Source organism: Streptomyces sp. NBC_00005, assembly GCF_045160215.1.
GTDB lineage: Bacteria > Actinomycetota > Actinomycetes > Streptomycetales > Streptomycetaceae > Streptomyces.
This window is the reverse complement of the sequence record NZ_CP108316.1, coordinates 8,085,504-8,107,656: the sequence shown is the minus strand read 5'-3', so window position 1 is coordinate 8,107,656 and position 22,153 is coordinate 8,085,504. Positions and strand designations below refer to the sequence as shown.

Genomic DNA, 22,153 nt, shown 5'->3' with positions numbered 1-22,153 from the left:
GGCGCCGCTCAACGTGCTGTTGCGAGCAGTGTGCCACGGCCCTTCACCACGTCACACAGCACTCTGCATTTTTCAGAGTGACACTTGCCAAGTGTTCACGGCGGGGCGATAGTGGCAAGCGTGATTCCGTCCGCGCCATTAGGAACAGACGCTGCCGCAGGCCGCCCGCTCGGTCTCGGTACCGCGGCGGCAGCAGGCCCCGACAGGGCCGCTGCCGAGCGCCGGTTCCGCTTCGAGCTGGCCGCACATCCGGGCTCTCCCGCGCAGGCCAGGCGCCTGACGAGGGCCCGGCTGAACGTGTGGTCGGTGTGCGAGGACATCTGCGACACCGCGGCCCTGGTGATCTCCGAGCTGGTCACCAACGCCCTCGTGCACACGGCGAGCAGCCACATAGTCTGCGAGCTGCACGACGACGACGAGCTGGTGCGCATAGCCGTGCGTGACGAAGGTTGCGCACCGGGTGAGCCCCATCCGTTGCGGGCGCGGCCCGAGGAGGAGCACGGGAGGGGACTGCTCCTCATCGACGCGCTCTGTGACGCCTGGGGCGCACGCGAACACGGCCCGGGACTGCTGGTCTGGGCGGAACTGCCGCGCCAGGCCGCCTTCCCGGACACGCTCGGCCACGACTGCGGGCCCTGCACATCTGCTGCGGCGCCCCCGGAGGCGAACGAGCCGTACAACGACCTGGGCTGGGGAGCCCGCCCCAAGCCGGGCCCGCCCGGCGGTTCGGGCGACGAGGACGAGGCGGACGCACACCACAGGCAGCACGGAACGGGGGGCGCATGGCGGTGAGGGCTGTCTCCGGCGGCCAGGTACTGACCCTGGACACGCTGGTCCGCCTCCGGCGCGGACTGCACACCCCGGGCACGCCCCGGCGGCTGCCCGTGCCGGACGGTATGACGGCCCCGCTGGGCTGCGACGCGGTGGAGATACCCGCCCGCTTCGGCCCGCTGGTGCTGCCCCGGCTGCCGCGCGTGGGGTGCGTCTACGCCGACGAGGCGCACTGGTGGTTGCTCGTCCCGTCCGACTCCGACTACGCACTCGAGTGGCCGGCGCCCACGCAGTACGCCGCCGGGGCGGTAGTTCCGGACGCCCCGGCGGTCCCCGACCTCATCCACCGGCCGACCGGCAAGCTCCCGTACACGCCGCCGATCCCGCTGTACCTGGCCCTGTGCCGGGTGACGGGGACGACGCCGACGTGGTCGCGGCCGGCCATCGCGTAGACCGTGATTGCGTAAACATCCCGCTGCTGAAGGGCGTACGCCCGCGCTCTCGCCCTTCTCCCCCGCGCGCCCTGCCCGACGGGACGCGGCCCGGCGATAGTGACCCTTCGTCGACGTGGATCGGGGGAGGCCGACCGTGGGGAAATGGCGGGAGGAGAGGGGACGCTCGGGAGGGCGGAAGAAGCGGGGTGACTCGGGAACTCCCGAGGTCTCCGAGTCGGAGCAGCTGCTCTTCGGGGGACCCCTGCGCTACGACATGGGCTGGAGCCAGCACCGGGACACGTTTCTGGAGCTGAACTTCCGGGCCATGGTGACGCGGCTGCCGGGCCTGCTGGGATCGAGTTTCCGGCTCGCGTGGCAGGCCGACCGGCAGGCGGCGCGGATCGTGCTGGCGGCCGAGGTCAGCCGGGGCGCGACCCAGGCGGTGAGTCTGCTCGCGGTCAACAGCGTGCTGGGCCGGCTGATCACCGGTGGCCCGATCGAGGACCGGCTGCGCGGCGCCGCACCCGCGCTGATCGCCATGGCCGCCGTCATGCTGGTCGGGGCCCTGCTGCGGGCCGCGTCGACGTATGCCACCGGACGCCTGGAGCCCAAGGTGGAGCGGGTGGCCACGGAGCTGTATCTGGAGCGGGCGGCGGCCGTGGAACTGGCCGCGATCGAGGACCACGCCTTCCACAAGCTCCTGGACACCGCGCAGTACGGCGCCGCCTCGGCCCGGCGGATGATCTCGTACGCCACGCGCGTGGTGAACGCGATGATCTCGCTGATCGCGGCGGCGGGCGTGCTGACCGTGCTGCACCCGGCGCTGCTCCCGCTGCTCGCGACGATGACGCTGCCCAGCGCGTGGAGCGCGCTGACCAACGCCCGGCGCCGCTACGAGTCCTTCCACATCTGGGTGCAGCACGTGCGTGCCGGGCAGCTGATCAGCGGGCTGCTCACCGAGCCCGCCGCCGCGCCGGAGATCCGGGTGCACGGCATCGGGCCCTTCCTGCTGCGTCACTTCCGCGCGATGTCGGAGACCGCGGAGGCGGAGCAGGCCCGGCTGGCCCGGCTCACGGCGCGCACCGGGCTGATCGCGGCGACCTGGACGGGCCTCGCGACCACGGCGACGTACGCGACGCTCGGCGGGCTGCTGCTGTCCGGGGCGATGGCCCTGTCGGTTGCGGGGACGGCCGTGATCGCGATCCGTACGGGCTCCTCGAGCCTGGACAGCCTGGTCCTGGAGATCAACTCGCTCCACCAGGAGGCCCTGTTCGTGGGCGATCTGCAGAAGCTTTACGTCGAGGCGGCCGAACGGGCGATTCCGGTCGGCGGCGACCCGCTGCCCGAGGAGCCACGGGAGATCCGCTTCGAGAACGTCACGTTCCGCTACCCGGGCGAGTCCTCCCGCCCCGCCCTCGACGACGTCACGCTCTCCCTCCCGCTCGGCCGGATCGTGGCGCTGGTCGGCGAGAACGGCTCCGGCAAGACGACCCTGATCAAGCTGCTCGCGGGCCTGTACAAACCGGACGGGGGCCGGATCCTGTGGGACGGCGTCGACGCGGCGACCGCGGACCGGCATCAACTCGCCGAGCGGGTCGCGATGTTGGCTCAGGACTTCAAGCGCTGGCCGTTCACGGCCCGCGTCAATGTCGCCGTCGGCCGCTCCTCCGCGCCCCTGACCGAGGAGCGCATGGCCACGTCGCTCGCCGAGGCCGGGGCCCAGGACGTGGTGGAGGATCTGCCGCGCGGCCTGGACACCCTGCTGGCCCGCAATTTCAGCGGCGGCCACGAGATGTCCGGCGGTCAGTGGCAGCGGCTCGGCATCGCGCGGGCTGCGTACCGGCGCGGCCGGATCCTGGTCGTGGACGAGCCGACGGCGGCCCTGGACGCCCGGGCCGAACTGGAGGTCTTCGAGAAGATCCGCGCCCTGGCCTCGGCCGGCCAGACCGTCGTCCTGATCACTCACCGGTTGGCGTCCGTGCGCCACGCGGACCTGGTGCACGTCCTCGACCAGGGCCGCCTCGCGGAGTCCGGCACCCCGGACGAGCTGCTGGCGAGCGGTGGCATCTACGCGGAGCTGTACTCGCTCCAGGCGGAGCAGTTCACGGCGCCGGTGCCCAAGGCCGGATGAGGAGGAGTGGCGTGAAGGCCCGCCCTGAGAGCGGGCTCACGTCGTCAGGCGACCGCGTCCACGGCCGCGTCGCCGCCGACGACCACCAGGAACGTGTCCGTCGCGAGGTCCATGACGACCTCGGCGGCCAGCCCTTCCAGGCGCCGCGCGTGCGCGAACTCCTCGGCCGGCCACGATCCCCGCGGGCCACCCGCGGGAAAGCGTTCGAGCACTGTTCGCCCGTTCACCATCCTGCACCTCCAGAAAGCGTCGTGCTTGTAGGAGTTAACGCCTTCCAGGGGCAGAACGCCTCGCTCAGTTGCGGGACTGAGACGTAGTTGACACTCGTTCAGCGCGGAGTGTGAGGATCCGGTCACTTAGTGAAGATCCCGGACACAAATCGACTACTTTCCGTTTCATTCCTCGTACTCATCGTGATACCGAATGCGCTCGCTGCCTGCTGGCGCCCCCAGAACCGACGCCCGCCCCTCCGGTTCCTCCCACTCCTCCTGCCGGCCCAGCGCGGTCAGGTCCAGGAAGCTGGTGGTCGAGCCGAGTCCGTCGAGACCGCGCTCGTAGGTCGAGTAGGTGTGGAAGACCCGCTCGCCGTCCCGCAGAAAACAGCTGACGCCGGGCCGCTCAACCGGCTCCCCCTCATGCTCCAGGGTCACGTCGAAGTCGTGGTTGAAGTCGCTGCCGTACGACGAGTACCAGGGCAGCGTCCACCCCATCCGCGCCTTGAACGGCAGGATCTTCGTGTACGGCGCCCGGGAGACGGCCGCGAAGGTCGTGCCCCGCGCCTTCAGATGTGCCAGATGCCCGATCTGGTCCAGGAATCCCGAGCAGCTGCGGCAGCCGGCGTCCCACTCGGGCGCGAACATGAAGTGATAGACGACGAGTTGGAGCCGCCCCTCGAACAGGTCGGGAAGGGTGGCCTTCGCGTCGCCGCCCTCGAAGACGTACTCCTTGTCCACCGCGAGCATCGGCAGCCGACGCCGCTCGGCATTGAGCGCGTCACGCGCGCGCGTGAGCGCCTTCTCCTTGGCGAGCAGTTCCTCGCGTGCGGCACGCCACTGCTCGCGCGAGACGATCTCCGGAAGCGACATGGCCCCTCCTGTGCAACGGTCCCTTCCGGGTGGTGACCGTGCGGAGGGGCAGAACTCATCGCTGCTTCAGAAATTCTTCTGCCGGGAGTTCTTCTGTCGCGAGCTCGTCTGTCAGGAGTACGTCTGTCAGGAGTACGTCTGTCAGGAGTTCGCCTGTCAGGTGATCGTCTGTCAGGAGTTCTTCTGTGCGTACGTCACCGGAAGGTCGACCAGGCCGCGGGCGCGCAGGGAGCGGCGCCATCGCAGGTCCTTGTCCGCGAGCGTGAGTTCGGGGAAGCGCTCCAGGAGGGCGGCGACGGCGATCTCGGTCTCGGCGCGGGCCAGGGGTGCGCCCAGGCAGTAGTGGATGCCATGGCCGAGGGCGAGGTGGCCGGAGGCGTCGCGGGCGAGGTCGAGGCGGTCGGGGTCGGGGAAGCGGGCGGGGTCGCGGTCGGCGGCGGACAGGGAGACCCAGACGGTCTCGCCGGCCGGGACGGTGACGCCGCCGATCGTCACGTCCTCGACGGGGAAGCGCCGGATGGCGAGCAGGGCGGGGCCCTCGTAGCGGAGGAACTCCTGCACCATGGTGGGGAGTTGCGACATGTCCTCGCGCAGGTCGGCCAGTTGCTCGGGGTGTTGCAGCAGGGCGAGCACGGCGTTGCCGATGAGCTGCACCGTGTTCTCGTATCCGGCGAAGAGGATGAGGAAGGCGAGGGACATCAACTCGTCCTCGCTGAGCCGGTCGCCCTCGTCGCGCACGGCGATCAGGTCGGAGAGCAGGTCGTCGGCCGGTTCCCGGCGCTTGTCCACGAGGAGTTGGGTGAGGTAGCCGAGCATCGCGACCACCGCCTCCTTGGCCGCTTCGGGACGCGCCGGGTCGGGGGCGATGAGGGTGTCGGTCCAGACGCGGAAGTCCAGGCGCTGCTGCTCCGGGATGCCGAGCAGGTCGCAGATGACGGTGATCGGCAGGGGTGCGGCGTAGGCGGCGACCAGGTCGGCGGTGCCGTGCGGGCCGAGCGCGTCGAGGAGTTGGTCGGCGGTGCGCCGGATCGGCGTACGGAGCTGCTCGACGCGGCGCGTGGTGAAGGCCCGGCCGACCAGGCGGCGGATGCGGGTGTGGTCGGGCGGGTCCATGTTGAGAAGGTTGGCGTCGAGCGCGGGCGGCAGGGAGAAGCCCTTGTAGGTGCCCGCCGTGGCATGCCGCTTGTCGACGGAGAGCCGTGGGTCGGCGAGGGCCGCACGCACGTCGTCGTAGCGGGTGACGATCCAGGCGGGAGTGCCGTCCGGTCCGGCGATGCTGTGCACGGGCGCGGTGTCGCGCAGGCGCCGGTAGACGTCGTACGGGTGGTCGAGGAGGCCGTCGGCGGGATCCATGACCTCACCCTAGGGGCGCCGGGGCGCCGACGAGATCACCTGCCCGACTGGGTTATGCCCTGGGCGAGTTGACCGACGACGTCGAGAACGCCCTGGCCGAAAGCGGTGGGGGCGATCAGTATGCCGAACACCAACACGATGGCCACGGTGAGCTTCTCGTCGTTCCGGCTGCGAGCCTCGGTGCGGCGCCCCAGCCGCACGGCAATGATCACAGCGAGCAGCACCCCGACATCGATCGTCAGCTCCACCGGCCGGCCCTTCCCCTCGGACGAGTCTGTCCCGGCCTTCTTGTGTAGCGTGAAACCACCCAGCGCGACCGCCTGGTTACTGCTGGTTGGCGGCAAAGTACTTGTATGAGGCCGGTTTCTAGGTCTTGTAATCCTGGATGCGCCGACCATGGCTCCGGTCGAGGAGGGCCGGCATCCGCTCCCCCAACTCCCTTACCACCGCCGGGACATCGAGGGTGAGCAGCTCGCGGTCGCGCATCAGTACCCGCCCGTCGACGATCGTCGTCCGTACGTCGGAGGAGCGGGCGCTGTGCACGAGGGTGGCGGCGAGGTCGTGGACGGGCTGGGTGTGCGGACCGGTGAGGTCGACGAGGATGATGTCCGCCCGGCGGCCGGGGCGCAGGGTGCCGAGGGTGTCGCCGAGGCCTACCGCCCGCGCGCTCTGCAGCGTTGCGTGGTGCAGGGCTTGACGGGACGTCAGCCATCGCGGGTCGCCCGTGGTCGACTTCTGGATGAGGGCGGTGAGCGCCATCGCCTCCCACACGTCGAGGGAGTTGTTGGAGGCGGCGCCGTCGGTGGCGAGTCCGACGGGGACGCCGATGTCGTACAGGGCGCGGACCGGAGTCGTGGTGGGCCAGGCGAACTTGAGGTAGCCGCGGGGCGCGGTGGCGACGGCCACGCGGCCGCTGGCGTTTTCGAGAAGGGGCAGGTCGCGGTCGAGGATGCCGGTGCCGTGCGCGATGAGGACGTCGGCGTCGAGGAGTCCGGTGCGGTGGAGGACCTCGACGGGAGTGATGCCGTGGCGGTCGAGGCTGACCTCGGTCTGGTCGCGGTTCTCGGCGGCGTGGATGTGGACCGGCAGGCCGTGTTCCCGGGCGAGTTCGGCGGTGGCGGTGAGGTCGGTGTCGTCGACGGTGTAGGGCGCGTGCGGGGCGAGGGCGGTGGTGATGCGGCCGCCGGCGCCGCCCCGGTGTCGTAGCGCGAACTCCAGGGATTTCTCCCGGCCTTGAGGCCCCTGGGAGGAGAAGTACGCCTCTCCGAGGTGGGCCCGGATCCCGCACTCGGCGACTACGGCGGCGACCGCGTCCATGGCGAAGTAGTGGTCCGCGAAGCAGGTGACGCCGCCGCGGATCATCTCGGCGCAGGCCAGCCGCGCCCCCAACTCCACGTCCTTTTCCGTGAGGTTGGACTCGATGGGCCAGACGACGTCGTTGAACCACTCCTCGGTGGGCAGGTCCTCGGCGACGCCGCGCAGCGCGACCATCGGCGCGTGCGTGTGGCAGTTGATCAGGCCGGGCATCGCGACCTGCCCGCGCCCGTCGATGCGCTCGGCCGCGGCGAGGTGCTCCACCGCGGAGGCGGTCGTCACCGACTCGACGACCCCGTCCCGTACGACGACGGCCGCGTCCTCCTCGAACCCGGTCCGTTCTTGATCGTCGTGCACGAGGACGGTGCAGCCGGTAATGATGAGATCGGCTGGAGAGTGATCGGCAGGAGACGGATCGGCGGGAGAGTCGGTCATCCCGCCAACGTACGACGCGGTCGTCGGGTCGCGTGAGCCGAACCGCGCATCCGGTCGCGGCTCTGTCGCGGAATCGGCCGGACAGGGACCCTGGCCTCACACCACGGCTCGTCCGAAGGCTTCTGGAGAGGGGCCCGGCATGATCCTCGGCACCTGGAACCTGGAGAACCTGTACCGGCCCGGCGGCCCCTTCGGGCCCAAGGACAAGGCCGCCTACGAGACGAAGCTGGCCGCCCTGGCCGCCGTGCTCACGGACCTCGACCCGACGCTGCTCGGCGTACAGGAGGTCGGTGAGCCCGAGGCGCTGGGCGACCTGGTCGACATGCTGGACGGCGACTGGCACGTCGCGCTGTCGGAGCATCCGGACGGCCGGGGCATCCGGGTCGGATTCCTCGGTCGTAGGGCGATGGAGGTGCTGTCGGACACGAACGCGTTCCCGGCGAAGCTGCGCCCCATACAGGACAACGACTCCGGTGCGCAGGTGTCGGCGGCGGGCCGCGGCTTCCTGGCGATCGAGGTGGCGACCGATTTCGGCCCGCTGCGGGTGGCCGTGGCCCATCTCAAGTCGAAACTGCTGTCGTACCCGGGAGGCCGTTTCTTCCCCCACGACGAGGGCGAACGGGCCCGCTACGGCGCCTACGCCCTCTACCGGCGGGCCGCCGAGGCGACGACGCTGCGCGCGCTGGCCGACGTCCTGCTGGCCGGGGACGGACGCGAGCGGGACGTCGCCGTGCTGGGCGACCTGAACGACGAGGTGCAGGCCGCGACCACACAGATCCTGCTCGGCCCGCCGGGCTCCGAGATCGGCACACCCGGCTACGACAGGCCGGACCAGGGCGACGCGCTGCGGCTGTGGGACGTGGCCCCGCTGATCCCCGCCGAGCAGCGCTACTCCCGCATCAATTCCGGACGGCGTGAGCTGATCGACCACATCCTGGTGAGCCACCGCCTGGTCCGGCGGGTGACGGCGGCGGGCACGGGCCTCCCGGGCGACGGGACGCTGCGGCTGCCGTCGGTGGGGCCGGATCCGGCGGACCGGCGGGGAAAGCCGGGGTCGGACCATGCGCCGGTGTGGGTGCGGCTGGGGCCGTAGGCGGCAGGCGGCAGGCGGCAGGCGGCAGGCGGCAGGCGGCAGGCGGCAGGCGGCAGCTCAGGGTGCGGTGACCCGGATCTTGGACTGGCCGTGCGGGAGTTCCTCCCAGTCCTCCATGAAGCGGGCCCGCAGCCCGTGCTTCTCGGCCAGCGCCACCAGCGTCTCGGTGCGGTAGTAGAAGTCCTCCCTCAGCACCTGGTGCTCCTCGCCCTCCGTGCGGTCGAAGGTGAAGTCGAACCAGCCGCCCGGTGCGAGCACCCGCCCGACGTGGGACAGGCACTCCTCGATGACCGGGAGCGGGGAGTGCGAGAAGACGCTGTGCGCGTGGACGACGTCGAAGTGGGAGTCGGGCAGGAAGGTCAGCGTCAGGTCGCGTACGGGAGTGAGGGTGGGGAGCCGCTTCTCCAGGCCCATGTCCACGACTGTGTCCTGCGCGGCGACCAGGATGTCGGGCGAGATGTCGATGCCGTAGTAGTGCCCGGGCTCCAGGTGCCGGATGAACCGCCAGCCGCCGCGCAGGTTGCCGCAGCCGATCTCCAGCATGTGGTGCTCGGGCCGCAGGCCGTGGCCGACGAGGTAGTCGAACTGCATGGCCCCCAGCGCCAGCCAGCGCTCCCGGTTGCGGCTGCCGACCGCCGCGTCCGGGTCGGCGCGGGTGTCCGAGCGCATCACGGCGCGGTAGTAGGAGACGTGGTCCGGGTGGCGGCGGCTCAGCCACATGTCCCTGGCGGCGCGTGCCAGATGGCGGGGCACCCGGTCGGGATGGCGCAGGGCGTAGGTGAGTCGGTGGCCGAGGGCGGAGCGGTCGGCGGTGAGGTTCTTGGCAGGCATGGCGCCGTTGCCTTTCCGAGCTGGTGGCATGGGGTCAGCTTCCAGCCTCGGGGCGTGGACGGGGCGGACGGCTCGGCCGACAGGAGCAGGTCCGAGGGCGGTTCGGGTGAACGCGATGTCAGCCGATCGGTTGATGCGGTCGGGAGTGCGTCGCGTTAGACACGGAGGATGAGGCAGCGAACGATGAGACGGCCGTCCCCCACGGCCACCGATCCCGACGAGCGCCGGCTGGCCGCGGTCGTGCACGGCGCGTTCTTTTTGCTGTTGTGCTCGTCGTTCGCGCGCTTCCTGACCCGCGACCAGGGCGGTGCCCGTACGGGATGGGTGGTGGCTCTCTTCACCATCTTCTGCCTGATCTACGTCCTCGGGCACTTCGTGGCCCCGGCCCCCCGCCCCGGTTCGCCGCCGACCGCACGCCACCTGGCCTGGCTGGCTACGGTGTCCGCGGTCTGGGTGGTGCTGCTCGTCCTCGCGCCGAGCGCCACCTGGTGCGCGATGCCGCTGCTGTTCGCCGGTCTGCACGCGCTGCCCCCGCGGCTGTCGGTGCCGCTGGCCGCCGTACTCACCGGGCTGGTCGTCGTCACCGAGGTACGCGTGGCCGACGGCACGCTCAACCCCAACATGGTCATCGCTCCGCCCGCCGTCGCCGCGGTCGCCATCGCCGTACTGGTCCGTCTCCAGCGTCAGGCGGCCCGGCAGCGCGTCCTGATCGACGACCTCGTCCGCACCCGCCGCGACCTCGCGGCCACCGAACGCCGGGCGGGCGTCCTGGCGGAACGGCAGCGGCTGTCGACGGAGATCCACGACACCCTCGCGCAGGGCCTGTCCAGTCAGCAGATGCTGCTGCAGGCCGCCGAGCGCGTATGGGAGACAGACCCGGACGCGGCCCGCGCGCACCTCCGCAAGGCGGCCGGAATCACCTCCCGCAGCCTCGCCGAGGCCCGCCGTTTCGTCCACGACCTGGCACCGGCCGACCTCGCGGAGAACTCCCTGCCCGCGGCCCTGAGCGCGCTCGCCGAACGGGAGAGCGGTCCCGGTCTCGCGGTGGAGTTCCACCTCGACGGCGAGGCGGGCCCGCTCCCCGAACGCATCGAGGCCGCCCTTTTGCGCATCGCCCAGGGCGCGCTGGCCAACGTACGCGAGCACTCCGCCGCGACCCGGGCCGCGCTGACCCTGACCTGCCTGGACGACCAGATCTCGCTGGACGTCGCGGACAACGGGCGGGGGTTCGAGGTGGCGGAGTTGCCGACGGAACCGGGCCGCACGCGGGGTCACGGCCTGCCGGCCATGCGCATCCGGGCCCGCCAGTCGGGCGGCACGCTCATCCTGGAATCGACGCCGGGCGAGGGCACGGTCGTCACGGTCACCGTCCCCTTCGTCGCCGAACCCCTCAAGGAGCGCGTCTCGTGAGTACCCCCGTCCGTCTTCTGCTGTGCGACGACCACGCAGTGGTACGGGCCGGCCTGCGCGCCCTGCTGTCGAGCGCGGCCGGCATCGAGGTGGTCGGCGAGGCGGGCAGCGGCGAGGAGGCGCTCGCCATGGCCGCGCGCGTGCACCCCGACGTCGTACTGATGGACCTCCAACTCGGGGACGGCATGGACGGCGTGACGGCCACCCGTCACCTGACAGCCGGCGGTGAATACGCTGAAGTGGCGCCCCGCGTCCTGGTGTTGACGATGTTCGACACCGACGCCGACATCACCCGAGCCATCGAGGCGGGCGCCACGGGGTATCTGCTGAAGGCGGAACGCCCGGACGAACTCTTCGCGGCGATCCACAGCGCCGCCTCCGGCCGTACGGCCCTCTCGGCACCGGTCGCCGACCGCCTGCTGGCCCAGATGCGCAGCCCGCGCCCCACCCTCTCCGACCGCGAACACGAGATCCTCGGCCAGCTCGCCCGCGGCCTCGGCAACCGCGAGATCGCCCGAGCGCTGTTCATCAGCGAGGCGACGGTGAAGACCCATCTGGGCCGGATCTACGGCAAGTTGGGGGTGGAGACGCGGGCGGGGGCGGTGGCGGTGGCGAAGGAGCGGCGGCTACTGGCGTGACGCTGCCTCCTGCCGCCGACAGGCCTGGTCGAGCCGGAGCGTGTCCTCCAGAACGGTGTCTTCCACCATCCGCCCCCAGCGCAGCCGTACCCACTGCATGGCCTCGTTCTCGTACGCGCCGCCGTCCGCGAGCGTGCCGCGCACGCGCAGCCGCGTGACGACCGTGGTGTTCCACGGAGGACCCTGCACGGCGATGTCCTGGAGGGTCAGCCGCAGCCCGGGGAACGTCCGCTCGAAACGCTCGAACCAGTCGGCGAAGCCGTCCCGGCCGCGCAGATCGGCGCCCATCGGAGTGTCGCCGACGAAGCGGAAGTGCACGTCGGGGGCGGCGAGGGCGACGGCCTGCCGATAGCCGCCGGCGTCCCCGCTGCCGACGGTGCGCCAGAGGTTGCGGACCTTGCGGCGGACGATGGCGTGGTACATGCGGTACCTCACTCCTGAGAATGGCTTGCTCTTTGCAAGTGACCCTCCATGAAGAGGCTAGGCAGGTCACTTGTGGATTGCAAGGGATACCGTTGGCCGTATGAAGGGTGAGCGTTTCTCGCGGATGCACTGTTCGGTGGCACGGGCCGCGGCCGTCGTGGCGGACCAGTGGACGGTCGTGATCCTGCGCGACCTCTTCCTCGGCCTGAACCGCTACGAGGACCTGCGCGCCGACCTCGGCATCGCCACCAACATCCTGGCGGACCGCCTCGACCACCTGGTCGCGGAGGGAGTGGTGGAGCGGGTGGCGTACCAGGAGCGTCCGGTGCGCTACGAGTACGAACTGACCGATGCCGGGCGGGAGTTGTACGGCGCCGTCCTGACGCTGCTGACGTGGGGCGACCGGCACCGGGCGGTGGCGGGACCGCCGCTGGTACTGGTGCACGAGACGTGCGGGGACGTGGCCCAGGCACGGGTCACGTGCTCGGAGTGCGGGGGCGAGCTGAGGCCGGGGGAGGTCAGGCACACGGCGGGGCCGGGCGGGCGGAGGGCGCCGGGGACGGCGCTGGTGGACACGGTGCTGCACGGTGTGGGGCAGATGGGGCAGCCATAGCCCGGTCCGTTCGCGGTTTCTCCAACTCGCCCAGCAGCTTGGTGAGTTGCTCCCGGTCCGGAGCCACCGCGTCGGTTCGGTCAGCCGGTCCGCTTCTGCCTGGGCGCGGCATCCTCGGGTTCGCCGAAGAGCACCTCAGCGGCGTCCTCCCACTCCCGGACCAGGTCGAACGTCTGCGGAGCGCGCAGCCACTGGATCTGCAGGCCGTCCATCATCGCCACGATGTGCCGGGCGAGCGAGTCCGGACGTTCGCTGAGCTCCCTGGCCAAGGACGTGAAGGCGGCAATCGCCTGCTTCTGTCGCTTCACGAAGTAGGCGTGCGCCGGATGGCTCGGTGTCAACGACTCGGCCTCGAGCACGGTGAAGAGCCGTACGATCTCCGGCTGCTGCGCATTGCGCCGCATCGTCGCCGAGCACAACTGCCGCAGGCCGACTCCGTCGGGGCCGCCGGCGGACCACTCGTCCGGGACCTCGTCCTCACCGACGCCGAGTTGGGCGCGAAGCGATCGGGCATCCTCGACATCCCGGTGTTCCAGCACCGCGACGAGCAAGCCGGTCTTGGAGCCGACGTGGCGCAGCACACCGGGAACGGTGAGCCCGCACCGATCGGCCACGTCCTGCATCGACAGACCCCAGAAACCGCGATCCGCGACAAGCGCGGAGGTGATGTCGATGATCTGGCGCCGCCGCTCGGCGGCAGGCAGTCGTGGCCGGTCGCGCCGGTACGCGGGCGCCCCCTCAGCCATGTTCGCCAGGACCTCTCCGTCGGGCGTCACCGTCGTTGCGGGACAGCGCTGAAGGGACAGTACGTTCCCCGAGTGGCCGTCAGTGTCTCATCACCCGACCCGCCTCGGTGGGCGACCACGGCGGTCGAATACTGCGATGCGTGAACCGTCCAGTGGCTGACCGATCTTGGGCATCACCCGCTTCCGCTCCCGGGCCGACGATGGCCCGCAGCCTGTCCCTGCCAGTGACTACCAGTGGCTACCAGGGCGAGTTAGTTAGTAGCTACTAGCTAGTGACTTATCTAGGACGGCACCTTAGACCCGTCCGGAAGCATCGGCAAGGGGCATGTTCGACCGGTGAATTCACAGACGCCGAGGCGCGAAGTCATCACAGCGCTCGCCGAAGTGGCCATCCAGGGGTGCGGCGACCAGCATGCGGCATCCGGCAGGGGCTTGTTCGAGATCGGTCCGGTTCGAGACCGACCCATTCGCGCTCGTCAGACGCACACCGCAATTGCTTCACAAAGTGAACGCATGCAGACCGCTTGACAGGCAATCAGCCCCGCTGGCTTCATGTGTCGCGGCGTGAGTGAGCTGGGCGAGCTCGCATGCCGCGTACTGGCTCCGCCTCAAAGGCGGCACTGACGGGCCGCCTTGACGCGGACCCCCCTCATTTCATTTCCGGAAGATTCCGGCGTCGGCGTTTCCGCGAATGGGAGCGCTCCCAGCACCTCGAATCCATCCCCCACCGTCCGGGCAGCCGCAGACGCCCGGCGATCGAAAGGATTCCTATGCCCAGATCACGCATGCCCAGAGCACGCATGAAGCCGCGCCTGACCAGATCGCGAATGAAGCCGCGCCGTGGGGCTGCGGCAGTCGCGGCAGTCGTGGCTGCCCTGTTCCTGGTTGCCCTCTCCCTGGCCGGTGCTTCGCCGGCGTCCGCGAACACGACCCTGTGCGGCAAGACCGACAGCATGAAGGTCTCGGGCGGCAAGTACGTCGTCCAGAACAACGAGTGGGGTGACTCGATCCCCCAGTGCATCGACGTGTCGGACGACGGCTTCAAGGTCACCACCGGCTGGCACGACGTGGGCACCAGCGGCGCGCCGGCGGCGTATCCCTCGATCTACGCCGGCTGCCACTACGGCAACTGCTCCAGCGGCAACGGCCTGCCGCTGCAGGTGTCGGCCTTCGGCAACCCGCAGTCCAGCGTCGACTTCTCGACCGCCGACGGGCAGTGGGACGCCGCGTACGACATCTGGTTTGACACCAGCCCCAACCCGTCGGGCCAGAACAACGGCGAGGAAATGATGATCTGGGCCAACCACTCCGGGTCGCCCACGCCGTTCGGCACCATGGTCGGGACGGCGTGGATCGAAGGCGCCAACTGGGACGTCTGGTACGGCCGTCAGGGCAGCGGCATCGCCTGGAACACCGTCTCCTACGTCCGCCAGCAGCCCACCAACGCGATCACGGTGAACATCAAGGACTTCACCAACGACTCGCTCAGCCGCGGCTACTTGTCATCGGCGTGGTACATGACCAGCGTGCAGTTCGGCTTCGAGCCCTGGGTCGGCGGCCCCGGCCTGGCGGTGAACTCCTTCTCCTACGACTCCAACGGCTCGGGCGATGGCGGCGGTGACGGTGGCGGTACGTCCGGCACGATCGTCGGGCAGCAGAGCGGCCGCTGCCTGGACTTGAAGGACTGGGGCACGGCCGACGGCACCCCCGTCCAGTTGTGGGACTGCGGCACCGGCTCGAACCAGAAGTGGACGCGGACCGGCGACACGCTCGTCAACCCGCAGTCCGGCAAGTGCCTTGACGTGGCCGCCGGTTCCACGGCCAACGGCGCCAGGGTGCAGCTCTGGTCGTGCAACGGCACCGGCGCCCAGCAGTGGCAGTCCAACGCCAACGGCACCATCACCAACCCCCAGTCCGGGAAGTGCCTGGACGCCGCCGGCTCCGGCAACGGCGCGCTGCTGCAGCTGTGGGACTGCTACGGCGGCGGCATACAGCCCAACCAGGTCTGGACGCAGAAGTAGCGACGCCCCGGCGCGGCAAGGCTCGACGCCGGGACGTATGACCAGGCTGCCGCCTGGGGCCGCGCACCACGGGATGGTGCGCCGCGGGCGGCGGGTGCCGTAGCCCGAGGGTGTTCATGAAGGAGACGTGCTGCCGAGGCGTGAGGCAGGTTCCAGCGACCTGCCGCGAGAGGTAGGTCCCAGCGATCTGCCGTGTCACGCCTCTCCCCCCGGTCGCACGGCGGCCTGAGTGAACCCCGACTGCAACGGCGGGCGCCCCGCAGCGCGAACGAGGCTGCGGGGCGCCACCCCGGACAGCACTGCACCACTGCATCCCGGCCGCTCCGAGCGGGGCGGCCCCATCCAAGGGAGCATCGACGTGAGACATCAGCCCGCACGCCACGTCCTGGCGCCACGACTCACCACCGGCCGACGCACGGCAGGCCTGCTGCTGGCCGCAACTGCCTTGGTCGCCACGGCGATCCCGGCCTCATCGGCCCTGGCCGAACCCGGCATCGCGGCCACCGCCGACAGCCGGACGCCGCTTTATCTCTACCCCGAACTGCCCACGGCGCAGCGGGTCTTGGACCTGCTCGGCCGCATGACCCTGGCGGAGAAGATCGGTCAGATGACCCAGGCCGAACGCGGCTCGGTCGACGCCGACCCCACGCAGATCGCGAACCTCAACCTCGGCTCGCTCCTGTCCGGCGGCGGCTCCGCTCCGACGCCCAACACGCCCAAGGCGTGGGCGGACATGGTCGACGGCTACCAGAAGCAAGCGCTGACGACTCGGCTGCACATCCCGCTGCTGTACGGCATCGACTCCGTGCACGGTGCCGGCAACCTGGTCGGCGCGACGATCTTCCCGCAGAACATCGGCATGGGTGCCACCCGTGACCCTCAACTGGTGGCCGCAGAGGAGCACATCACGGCCACCGAGACCCGCGCCACCGGCCCGCAGTGGGTCTTCGCCCCGTGCGTGTGCGTCACCCGCGACGAACGCTGGGGCCGCACCTACGAGAGCTTCGGCGAAGACCCACGGCTGGTGCAGCGCATGACGACTGCCGTCGACGGCTTCCAGGGCACTCGTACGAGCGATCTGGCCCGGCCCGACCGCGTGCTGGCCACCGTCAAGCACTTCGCCGGTGACGGCGACACCACCTACGGCACATCCACCACGAACGACTACACCATCGACCGCGGTGTGACGATCACCAGCCACCGGCGCTTCCAGGACATCGATCTCGCGCCGTATGTCACCGCCGTCCAGCTCCACCATGTCGGCAGCATCATGCCCTCCTACTCCTCGGTCCAGTGGACCGACGTGCCCGGCAGCAAGCCGGTGAAGATGAGCGCCAGCAAGGAACTGCTCACCGACGTCCTGAAGCAGAAGATCGGCTTCGACGGATTCCTCATCAGCGACTGGGACGCCATCACCGAACTCCCGGGCGACTTCGCCACCCAGGTCCGCACCTCCGTCAACGCCGGCATGGACATGTTCATGCAGCCCTATGACGCGCCGCAGTTCGAGCAGGCCCTCACCGCCGAGGTCCAGGCCGGCCGGGTACCGATGTCCCGCATCGACGACGCCGTGTCCCGGATCCTGCGAACGAAGTTCCAACTCGGCCTGTTCGAGCACCCCTACACCGACCGCACCCACATCGGCACCGTCGGCTCGCCCGCCCACCGTGCCGTGGCCCGCCGCGCGGTCGCCGAATCCCAGGTGCTCCTGAAGAACGACCACCACGCGCTGCCGCTCAGGCCCTCCCAACACCTCTACGTCGCCGGGGTCAACGCCGACGACCTGGGCAACCAGGCCGGCGGATGGACGGTCTCCTGGCAGGGCCAGTCCGGCAACACCGCCTTCCCCGGCACCACCATCCTCCAGGGCATCAAGCAGAACGCGAAGAACGTCACCTACAGCGCCGACGCCACCGCCCCCACCACCGGCTCCGACGTCGGCATCGTCGTCGTAGGCGAAACCCCCTACGCCGAAGGCATGGGAGACGTCGGTACCGGCGGCCACACCCTCAACCTCTCCGCCACCGACCGCGCGAACATCGACCGCGTCTGCTCCGCCATCAAAACCTGCATCGTCCTCGACGTCGCCGGCCGCCCCCAGATCATCACCGGCCAACTGCCCAAGGCGGACGCCTTCGTGATGTCCTGGCTCCCCGGCAGCGAAGGCGAAGGCGTCGCCGACGTGCTGTTCGGCAAGCACCCCTTCACCGGAAAACTCCCCGTCACCTGGCCCCGCAGCGAGGCCCAGGAACCGATCAACATCGGCGACGCTAACTACGACCCGCTGTTCCCCTACGGCTACGGCCTGACCACCAAGCACTGACTGACCCTCCTGTCCAGACCCGCTCTCAACAACGGTGCAGCCAGGGGCAGTTGGGGGAAGTTCTGGGGAGTCGTAGCCTCGTCCGCTACACGGCGTGGGGCAACTCGGGCAGTCGTAGCCCCGTGCGCTCGCGGCTGTGTTCCAACTCGCCGAGAAGCTCGGCGAGTTGCGCACGGTCCCGGTGTGAGAGACGGCCCGAGTCGTCGAGGTGCACGGCGCACGCGGTGGTGGCGTCCACGAGCCGTTCAAGGGTGACGACGACCTCGTCCGCGCCCTCCGAGTGCCGGGCGAGCGCGGGGAGTTCGGCGGCGGCGAGGGCGATGGAGGTACGCGCCTCGGCGAGCTTGCGGTAGGCCTCGCGGCGGAGGGTCCAGCGGGTGGCACGGGAGTCGGGGCCCGTTGTCGGGTCCGGGCCGCGGGACTCACCAAGGACGTGGTGGAGGTAGGCGTACGCGGCGCTGCCCGCCGCGGCGAGCCGGGCCTGCACTCGCCCGCCCCGCTGCCCCGGCATCGGCAGATGCCCGACGATGAGCACGATCGCGCAAGCCAGCAGCGTCTCGCCGATCCGGCCGGCGGAGGCCTGCGGCTCCCCGCCGACCATCACCAGGGCCAGGACAAGCACGGTGACGACGGCGGTCTGGGCGGCGAAGTGCCGCGTGGCGACAGGAATCAGGGCCCCACTGACGGCCACGAGCGCGATGAGCCCCTCGGGCCGGGAAAGTACCGCGGCGAAGCCGGCGAACAGGAGAGCACCGAGTACGGTGCCCGCCGCGCGGTTCAACACCCTGGACGCGAGCGGCCCGAGATCGGGCTTGACGAGGAAAACGGCGGTGGCGGGCAGCCAGTACCAGTGCTCGTGCTGCCCGTACCAGCGGGCGTGATGCAGGGCCTGGGCCACGGCGGCACTGGCCCCGAAGCACAGGGCGACCCGCAGCCCGTACTCACGCCCGCCGGCACCAAAGGCGAGCCGGAGCAGACTTCTTGCCGTCCTCCTCCGGGTGTGCAGATCGCTCCCCTCTCCCTGGTCGAAGGCGTCGGCGGCGTGGAGGAGGGCGTCGTCGAGGGCGCGCAGGGCGGGGGCGGAACGGTGGGGCGCGGGCAGCGGCCCGGTATGGGAGCTGCCGCGCACGGCGGCCGCGAGCCGCCGGGGCCCTTCGGACGCCCGCCCGGTGACGGCTTCCCCGGCCCAGGCGAGAGCAGTCGCGGCCTCGCCCAACGGCAGCGCGGCGGCGTACTGCGCGTGCAGCCGCCGCTCGTGGGAGGAGGAGGCGTACCGCCGCAACCGCGGCCCGGCGAGGGCGTCCTGCGCATGGTCGAGCGCAGCGGTCAGCGCGACGCGACGGGCGATTGCGTCATCACTCCCGGCAGCCTCGAGAAGGTCGGCGATGGCGTCGTACACAGCGGCTACGGCGTCCCGCTCCCCGTCGAACCGGAAGTCGCCGGCGGTGGCACCGGGCGTAGGGAGGAGCAGTCGCAGCGCGATCAGCCACCCGGCGCCCGCGAGATAGGCAAGGGCGCGCAGCCACCCCGCCTCCGGGACCGGCATCCCGGCCCCGATCGCGGAGGCGACGAGCAACTGCGTACCGGCGCCGGAGGCGACAGGGCCGATGGCACTGATCCCACCGGCGAAGAGCCCGATGCCGGTGAGAAGGACGGTGAGCGCGACCGCTCCGACATGCTCTCCGGCATACGTCCCGACCAGCAGCCCGCCCGCTCCCGCGAGCGCGGGCACCCCAAGCCGCCGGACGGAAGCCCGCCGACTGCCGGGCCGGTCATTGATCCCGGCGAGCATGGCGGCGATGGCGGCAACGACACCGAGCGAGGTGCGGTCGAGAAGGACAGCAGCGAGGAGAAGAGGCCCGGCGGCGAGGGCCCCGCGCACGACCGCACTCCAGGGGACGGGCCCGCGCTGGGCACGGAGGGCGTGGGCGAGCCAGGGCGGGAGGGCGAAAGTACGGGGCCGGGTGCCGGTGCGGGCGGCGGGGCGGGACACGGAGAGTGGGCTCCTGTCGTCTCGACGAGGGCGGGGGTGAGCCTTCGGGCGACGGTGGCCGGGCTGTGGGCGGGTGTGGTGTCCACGGTAGATGGCGTACTTGGAGGTACGGGAACGCTCGTATTTCCGCGATGTGACGATCGAAGGGAAAGCCGCGTTCTTTATGAACGCAATCCCGGTACGGCGGCTGCGCGACTGCGGAAACGAAGGCGGACCCGGGGGCGTAGCCTGCCCCCGGGCCCTGTGATGCCGCCCATGTTCGCACGCCGGCACACTTGAGGGTCCAGGTCAGTCTGAGGTCGTCGCGTCCTGCCTTTGGACCACCGCACATCGAGCTGTGCGGACTGGACTTGAACCAGCATCTCGACGTACTGGGGCCTGAACCCGGTCGATCCGGCGATCGACGGCGAATGCTGAGTCTGGAGCGAGAGTCTGAGATTGATCGCGGTCTGCCTCTGCCAGTTGGGCTACCGCGGCAAGGGAGTTGCTCTTGAGTGCCGCGAGGAGGACTCGAACCTCCACTGGAACCGCGCATTCACGACAAGCTTCAGCTTCAGCTTGCGCTCTTCGCGCACCCCGGTCGCAAGGGACCGGGGAGTCTAAAGGTTACTCGGCTACTGGGATAGCCGGGTTACTGGGTTACTGGGTTACTGGAAGAGGTAGCCGAACACGGCGTCCCCGACCCGCTGGTCGACGACGTCGACGCCGTTCGCTTCCTCCCGCGCGAACTTCACGGCCTGCTGCAACTTCTCGACGCGGTCGAGGAGTTCATTGACGCGACGGGCCGGAAGCGCACCGGAGAACTTCACGGTGGTCCAGTACCCGACGGGAATGTCCTCGTAGTAGACCTCGACCTGGGCCGGGTGCTTCTCGGTGGCCTCCGCCTTGACGTGGTTGCGAGGCACCTTCTTCGTACGAAGGGTGCGCACCGGCTCGGTCTTCCAAGCATCGGTGGACGGGTCCTGAACCCACGACTCGGAGGCGTCGAGGACGGGCAACTTCCGTACGAACGTGTTGAGATCGACAAGCTGCTTCTCAAGGAAGAGGAGGTAAGAGACGGGCACATCGGCGACAAGCACCCGCCCATCCACCTTCACGTCCGCACGAGCGGCACAGTTGGCCCAGTCCTTGGTGGCGGTCACGTCGAACAGCCGGGTCAGGGTCGCCGCGGTCTCCCGCAACACGCCCTCGGCCTGCACCTGAACTCGCGTCGACTCGGGCGGCAGTTGCTCACCCTCCTCGTCCTTCGGCTGGTACGTACGCGAGATACCGGCCAGCAACGCGGGCTTCTGCAGCCCGTGATGAGCAGCCGTCAGGTCCTGATGGGCCTTGGACTTGATGCCCTTCTCCACTGCGATGATCTGATTGAGTTTCGCCACGTGAGGGACGGTAGCAGGGGGAACTGGGGCAACTCGAAGGATTATTTGCCCCAGCGCCGGCGGCAGACAGGGATGCAGATCACGCGGCCGGGAAGACGGACGCGAAAAGCGCCTCCGCGTCGGCGATCGCCCGTGCCAACGCCTCCGGATCCGGTCCCAATTGCCCGAGCACGGCATCGATCCCCCGCAGCCCGGCCCGCTCCAGCAACCGTTTCTCGTTCGTCACCCACTCCCCGCGCGCCGCCAGCACGGCATGCCCGGTCTGCATGGCGGCCGTGGCTACGCAGCCCGCGACCTCCGTAAGGCGGCCGGCTGGGGCGTGGTTGGCCTTCGCGTAGGCGAGGGTGGCGTGGGCGGTGCCGCGCCAGCGTTCGACGGCGGAGACACGCAGCTCCTCCGGGTACGAGGCCGGCCGTGGCAGCTCACCCCGGAGCACCTGATTGATCGCCAGCTCCGCGACGACCAGGTAGCTCGGAATCCCGGCGAGATGGAACATCAACGGCTCCACCCGGAACCGCCCCTCCTCCGCCTCCGCCAACTCGTGCTCGATCACGTCGAGATCGCGGTAGTGCACATCGACGCGCCGCCCGTCGATCGTCAGCCAGGCGCCGCCGTTGAAGACGCCACCGCCCCAGCCGCCCACTTCGGAGACCTCGCCCTCCCAGCCGAGGGCACGGAGGTCGGCGGGGTCGAGGGGGCCTCGGTAGTAGACGGCCAGGTCCCAGTCGCTGTCGGGCCGGTGCGTGCCCTGAGCGCGGGAGCCGCCGAGGGCGACGGCCTGGACCGTGGGGAGGGCGGCGAGGCGGTCGGCGATGTCGTCGAGGAAGGCCTGGTCGGTGAAGGCGGGCACGATTACGGCTCCTGTCGGTCGATCGGGCAGTGGGTATCCGCATCGTCATGGGAGAAGGCGAGCCATGAGCGCCGTGTACGCCTCGGCCGGCGTGCTCCCGCCTCCCGCCGCATGGGGATTCTCGTCCCAGAACCTCATGCAGGAACGTCAGCTTCGTCCCACCCGTCCGGCAACTCGTCGAGGGGGCACGGAAACGCGAGCCAGGCGCCGGGCTCGTAGACACATCCGTAACGGGACTCGACAACGGTCACGGGGTGAAGGGGCGGGACAGGGGGCCGGCAATGAACCCACCGCGGCGTTGAAACCGCTG

At 70.3% G+C, this 22,153-nt stretch carries 20 protein-coding genes and 1 pseudogene; 10 read left to right on the top strand and 11 right to left on the bottom strand.

Features of this window, described 5'->3' with window-relative positions:
- Positions 1-111: 111 nt before the first annotated feature.
- The 3 genes from OG303_RS37010 (at position 112) to OG303_RS37000 (ending at position 3,336) form a co-directional block, all read left to right on the top strand.
- The gene (locus tag OG303_RS37010; protein ID WP_405874002.1) at positions 112-792 is read left to right on the top strand and encodes an ATP-binding protein; all 681 of its coding nucleotides are present in this window, start codon (positions 112-114) and stop codon (positions 790-792) included.
- Positions 783-1,223 (top strand): hypothetical protein, encoded by a 441-nt coding sequence (locus OG303_RS37005; protein ID WP_405874001.1) that lies wholly within the window; start codon positions 783-785, stop codon positions 1,221-1,223. Before OG303_RS37010 ends, OG303_RS37005 begins: the two co-directional genes overlap by 10 nt.
- Positions 1,224-1,479: 256 nt before the next feature.
- The gene (locus OG303_RS37000; protein ID WP_405877672.1) at positions 1,480-3,336 is read left to right on the top strand and encodes an ABC transporter ATP-binding protein; all 1,857 of its coding nucleotides are present in this window, start codon (positions 1,480-1,482) and stop codon (positions 3,334-3,336) included.
- A 44-nt stretch (positions 3,337-3,380) separates the two neighbouring features.
- Here OG303_RS37000 and OG303_RS36995 read toward each other — a convergent pair whose 3' ends face one another.
- Together OG303_RS36995 and OG303_RS36990 are read right to left on the bottom strand one after the other, a co-directional pair.
- A complete protein-coding gene (locus OG303_RS36995; protein WP_405874000.1) occupies positions 3,381-3,566 on the bottom strand; it encodes a hypothetical protein in 186 nt (61 codons plus the stop codon).
- A gap of 165 nt (positions 3,567-3,731) precedes the next feature.
- Entirely contained in the window at positions 3,732-4,421 is a 690-nt protein-coding gene (locus tag OG303_RS36990) for a DUF899 domain-containing protein (protein ID WP_405873999.1), read from the bottom strand.
- 57 nt (positions 4,422-4,478) lie between these two features.
- On the opposite strand from OG303_RS36990, the pseudogene OG303_RS36985 reads away from it, so the two are divergent.
- Positions 4,479-4,571, top strand: a pseudogene (locus tag OG303_RS36985) (pentapeptide repeat-containing protein); the annotation flags it as partial.
- A gap of 21 nt (positions 4,572-4,592) precedes the next feature.
- On the opposite strand, the gene OG303_RS36980 reads toward OG303_RS36985, so the two are convergent.
- The 3 genes from OG303_RS36980 to OG303_RS36970 all read right to left on the bottom strand — a co-directional run bounded on the left by OG303_RS36980 (position 4,593) and on the right by OG303_RS36970 (position 7,523).
- The gene (locus tag OG303_RS36980) at positions 4,593-5,774 is read right to left on the bottom strand and encodes a cytochrome P450 (protein WP_405873998.1); all 1,182 of its coding nucleotides are present in this window, start codon (positions 5,772-5,774) and stop codon (positions 4,593-4,595) included.
- A 35-nt stretch (positions 5,775-5,809) separates the two neighbouring features.
- A complete protein-coding gene (locus tag OG303_RS36975; RefSeq protein WP_405873997.1) occupies positions 5,810-6,022 on the bottom strand; it encodes a hypothetical protein in 213 nt (70 codons plus the stop codon).
- A gap of 118 nt (positions 6,023-6,140) precedes the next feature.
- Positions 6,141-7,523 carry an amidohydrolase gene (locus tag OG303_RS36970; protein WP_405873995.1) on the bottom strand — a complete coding sequence of 461 codons (1,383 nt, stop codon included), beginning with the start codon at positions 7,521-7,523 and terminating at the stop codon, positions 6,141-6,143.
- A gap of 139 nt (positions 7,524-7,662) precedes the next feature.
- Between OG303_RS36970 and OG303_RS36965 the strand changes: the two genes are divergently transcribed.
- Complete coding sequence (locus OG303_RS36965) at positions 7,663-8,616, top strand: endonuclease/exonuclease/phosphatase family protein (protein ID WP_405873994.1); 954 nt, start codon at positions 7,663-7,665, stop codon at positions 8,614-8,616.
- A 57-nt stretch (positions 8,617-8,673) separates the two neighbouring features.
- Here the strand turns inward: OG303_RS36965 and OG303_RS36960 are convergent, their stop codons facing one another.
- A complete protein-coding gene (locus OG303_RS36960; RefSeq protein ID WP_405873992.1) occupies positions 8,674-9,447 on the bottom strand; it encodes a class I SAM-dependent methyltransferase in 774 nt (257 codons plus the stop codon).
- Positions 9,448-9,630: 183 nt separating this feature from the next.
- Between OG303_RS36960 and OG303_RS36955 the strand changes: the two genes are divergently transcribed.
- Both OG303_RS36955 and OG303_RS36950 read left to right on the top strand, forming a co-directional pair.
- Entirely contained in the window at positions 9,631-10,857 is a 1,227-nt protein-coding gene (locus OG303_RS36955) for a sensor histidine kinase (RefSeq protein WP_405873990.1), read from the top strand.
- Complete coding sequence (locus OG303_RS36950; RefSeq protein WP_405873988.1) at positions 10,854-11,495, top strand: response regulator; 642 nt, start codon at positions 10,854-10,856, stop codon at positions 11,493-11,495. The genes OG303_RS36955 and OG303_RS36950 overlap by 4 nt, the downstream gene beginning before the upstream one ends.
- On the opposite strand, the gene OG303_RS36945 is transcribed toward OG303_RS36950, so the two are convergent.
- Positions 11,484-11,918 carry a nuclear transport factor 2 family protein gene (locus OG303_RS36945; RefSeq protein ID WP_405873987.1) on the bottom strand — a complete coding sequence of 145 codons (435 nt, stop codon included), beginning with the start codon at positions 11,916-11,918 and terminating at the stop codon, positions 11,484-11,486. The genes OG303_RS36950 and OG303_RS36945 overlap by 12 nt on opposite strands.
- A 100-nt stretch (positions 11,919-12,018) precedes the next feature.
- Here OG303_RS36945 and OG303_RS36940 point away from each other — a divergent pair, with 100 nt between their 5' ends.
- Complete coding sequence (locus OG303_RS36940) at positions 12,019-12,531, top strand: winged helix-turn-helix transcriptional regulator (protein ID WP_405873985.1); 513 nt, start codon at positions 12,019-12,021, stop codon at positions 12,529-12,531.
- Positions 12,532-12,611: 80 nt separating this feature from the next.
- On the opposite strand, the gene OG303_RS36935 is transcribed toward OG303_RS36940, so the two are convergent.
- Positions 12,612-13,277 (bottom strand): TetR/AcrR family transcriptional regulator, encoded by a 666-nt coding sequence (locus OG303_RS36935; RefSeq protein WP_405873983.1) that lies wholly within the window; start codon positions 13,275-13,277, stop codon positions 12,612-12,614.
- Between the two features lie 866 nt (positions 13,278-14,143).
- On the opposite strand from OG303_RS36935, the gene OG303_RS36930 reads away from it, so the two are divergent.
- Complete coding sequence (locus OG303_RS36930) at positions 14,144-15,298, top strand: GH12 family glycosyl hydrolase domain-containing protein (RefSeq protein WP_405873981.1); 1,155 nt, start codon at positions 14,144-14,146, stop codon at positions 15,296-15,298.
- 358 nt (positions 15,299-15,656) lie between these two features.
- A complete protein-coding gene (locus OG303_RS36925) occupies positions 15,657-17,621 on the top strand; it encodes a glycoside hydrolase family 3 protein (RefSeq protein ID WP_405873980.1) in 1,965 nt (654 codons plus the stop codon).
- A gap of 85 nt (positions 17,622-17,706) precedes the next feature.
- Here OG303_RS36925 and OG303_RS36920 read toward each other — a convergent pair whose 3' ends face one another.
- The 3 genes from OG303_RS36920 to OG303_RS36910 all read right to left on the bottom strand — a co-directional run bounded on the left by OG303_RS36920 (position 17,707) and on the right by OG303_RS36910 (position 21,843).
- Positions 17,707-19,614, bottom strand: coding sequence for an FUSC family protein (locus OG303_RS36920; RefSeq protein WP_405873979.1), 1,908 nt, complete (start codon positions 19,612-19,614; stop codon positions 17,707-17,709).
- Positions 19,615-20,261: 647 nt separating this feature from the next.
- On the bottom strand, positions 20,262-20,993 hold the full coding sequence (locus tag OG303_RS36915) for a hypothetical protein (RefSeq protein WP_405873977.1): 732 nt from the start codon (positions 20,991-20,993) through the stop codon (positions 20,262-20,264).
- Positions 20,994-21,072: 79 nt separating this feature from the next.
- Positions 21,073-21,843: a nucleotidyltransferase domain-containing protein gene (locus OG303_RS36910; protein ID WP_405873975.1), complete on the bottom strand. Its 771-nt coding sequence runs from the start codon at positions 21,841-21,843 to the stop codon at positions 21,073-21,075.
- Between the last annotated feature and the right edge of the window lie 310 nt (positions 21,844-22,153).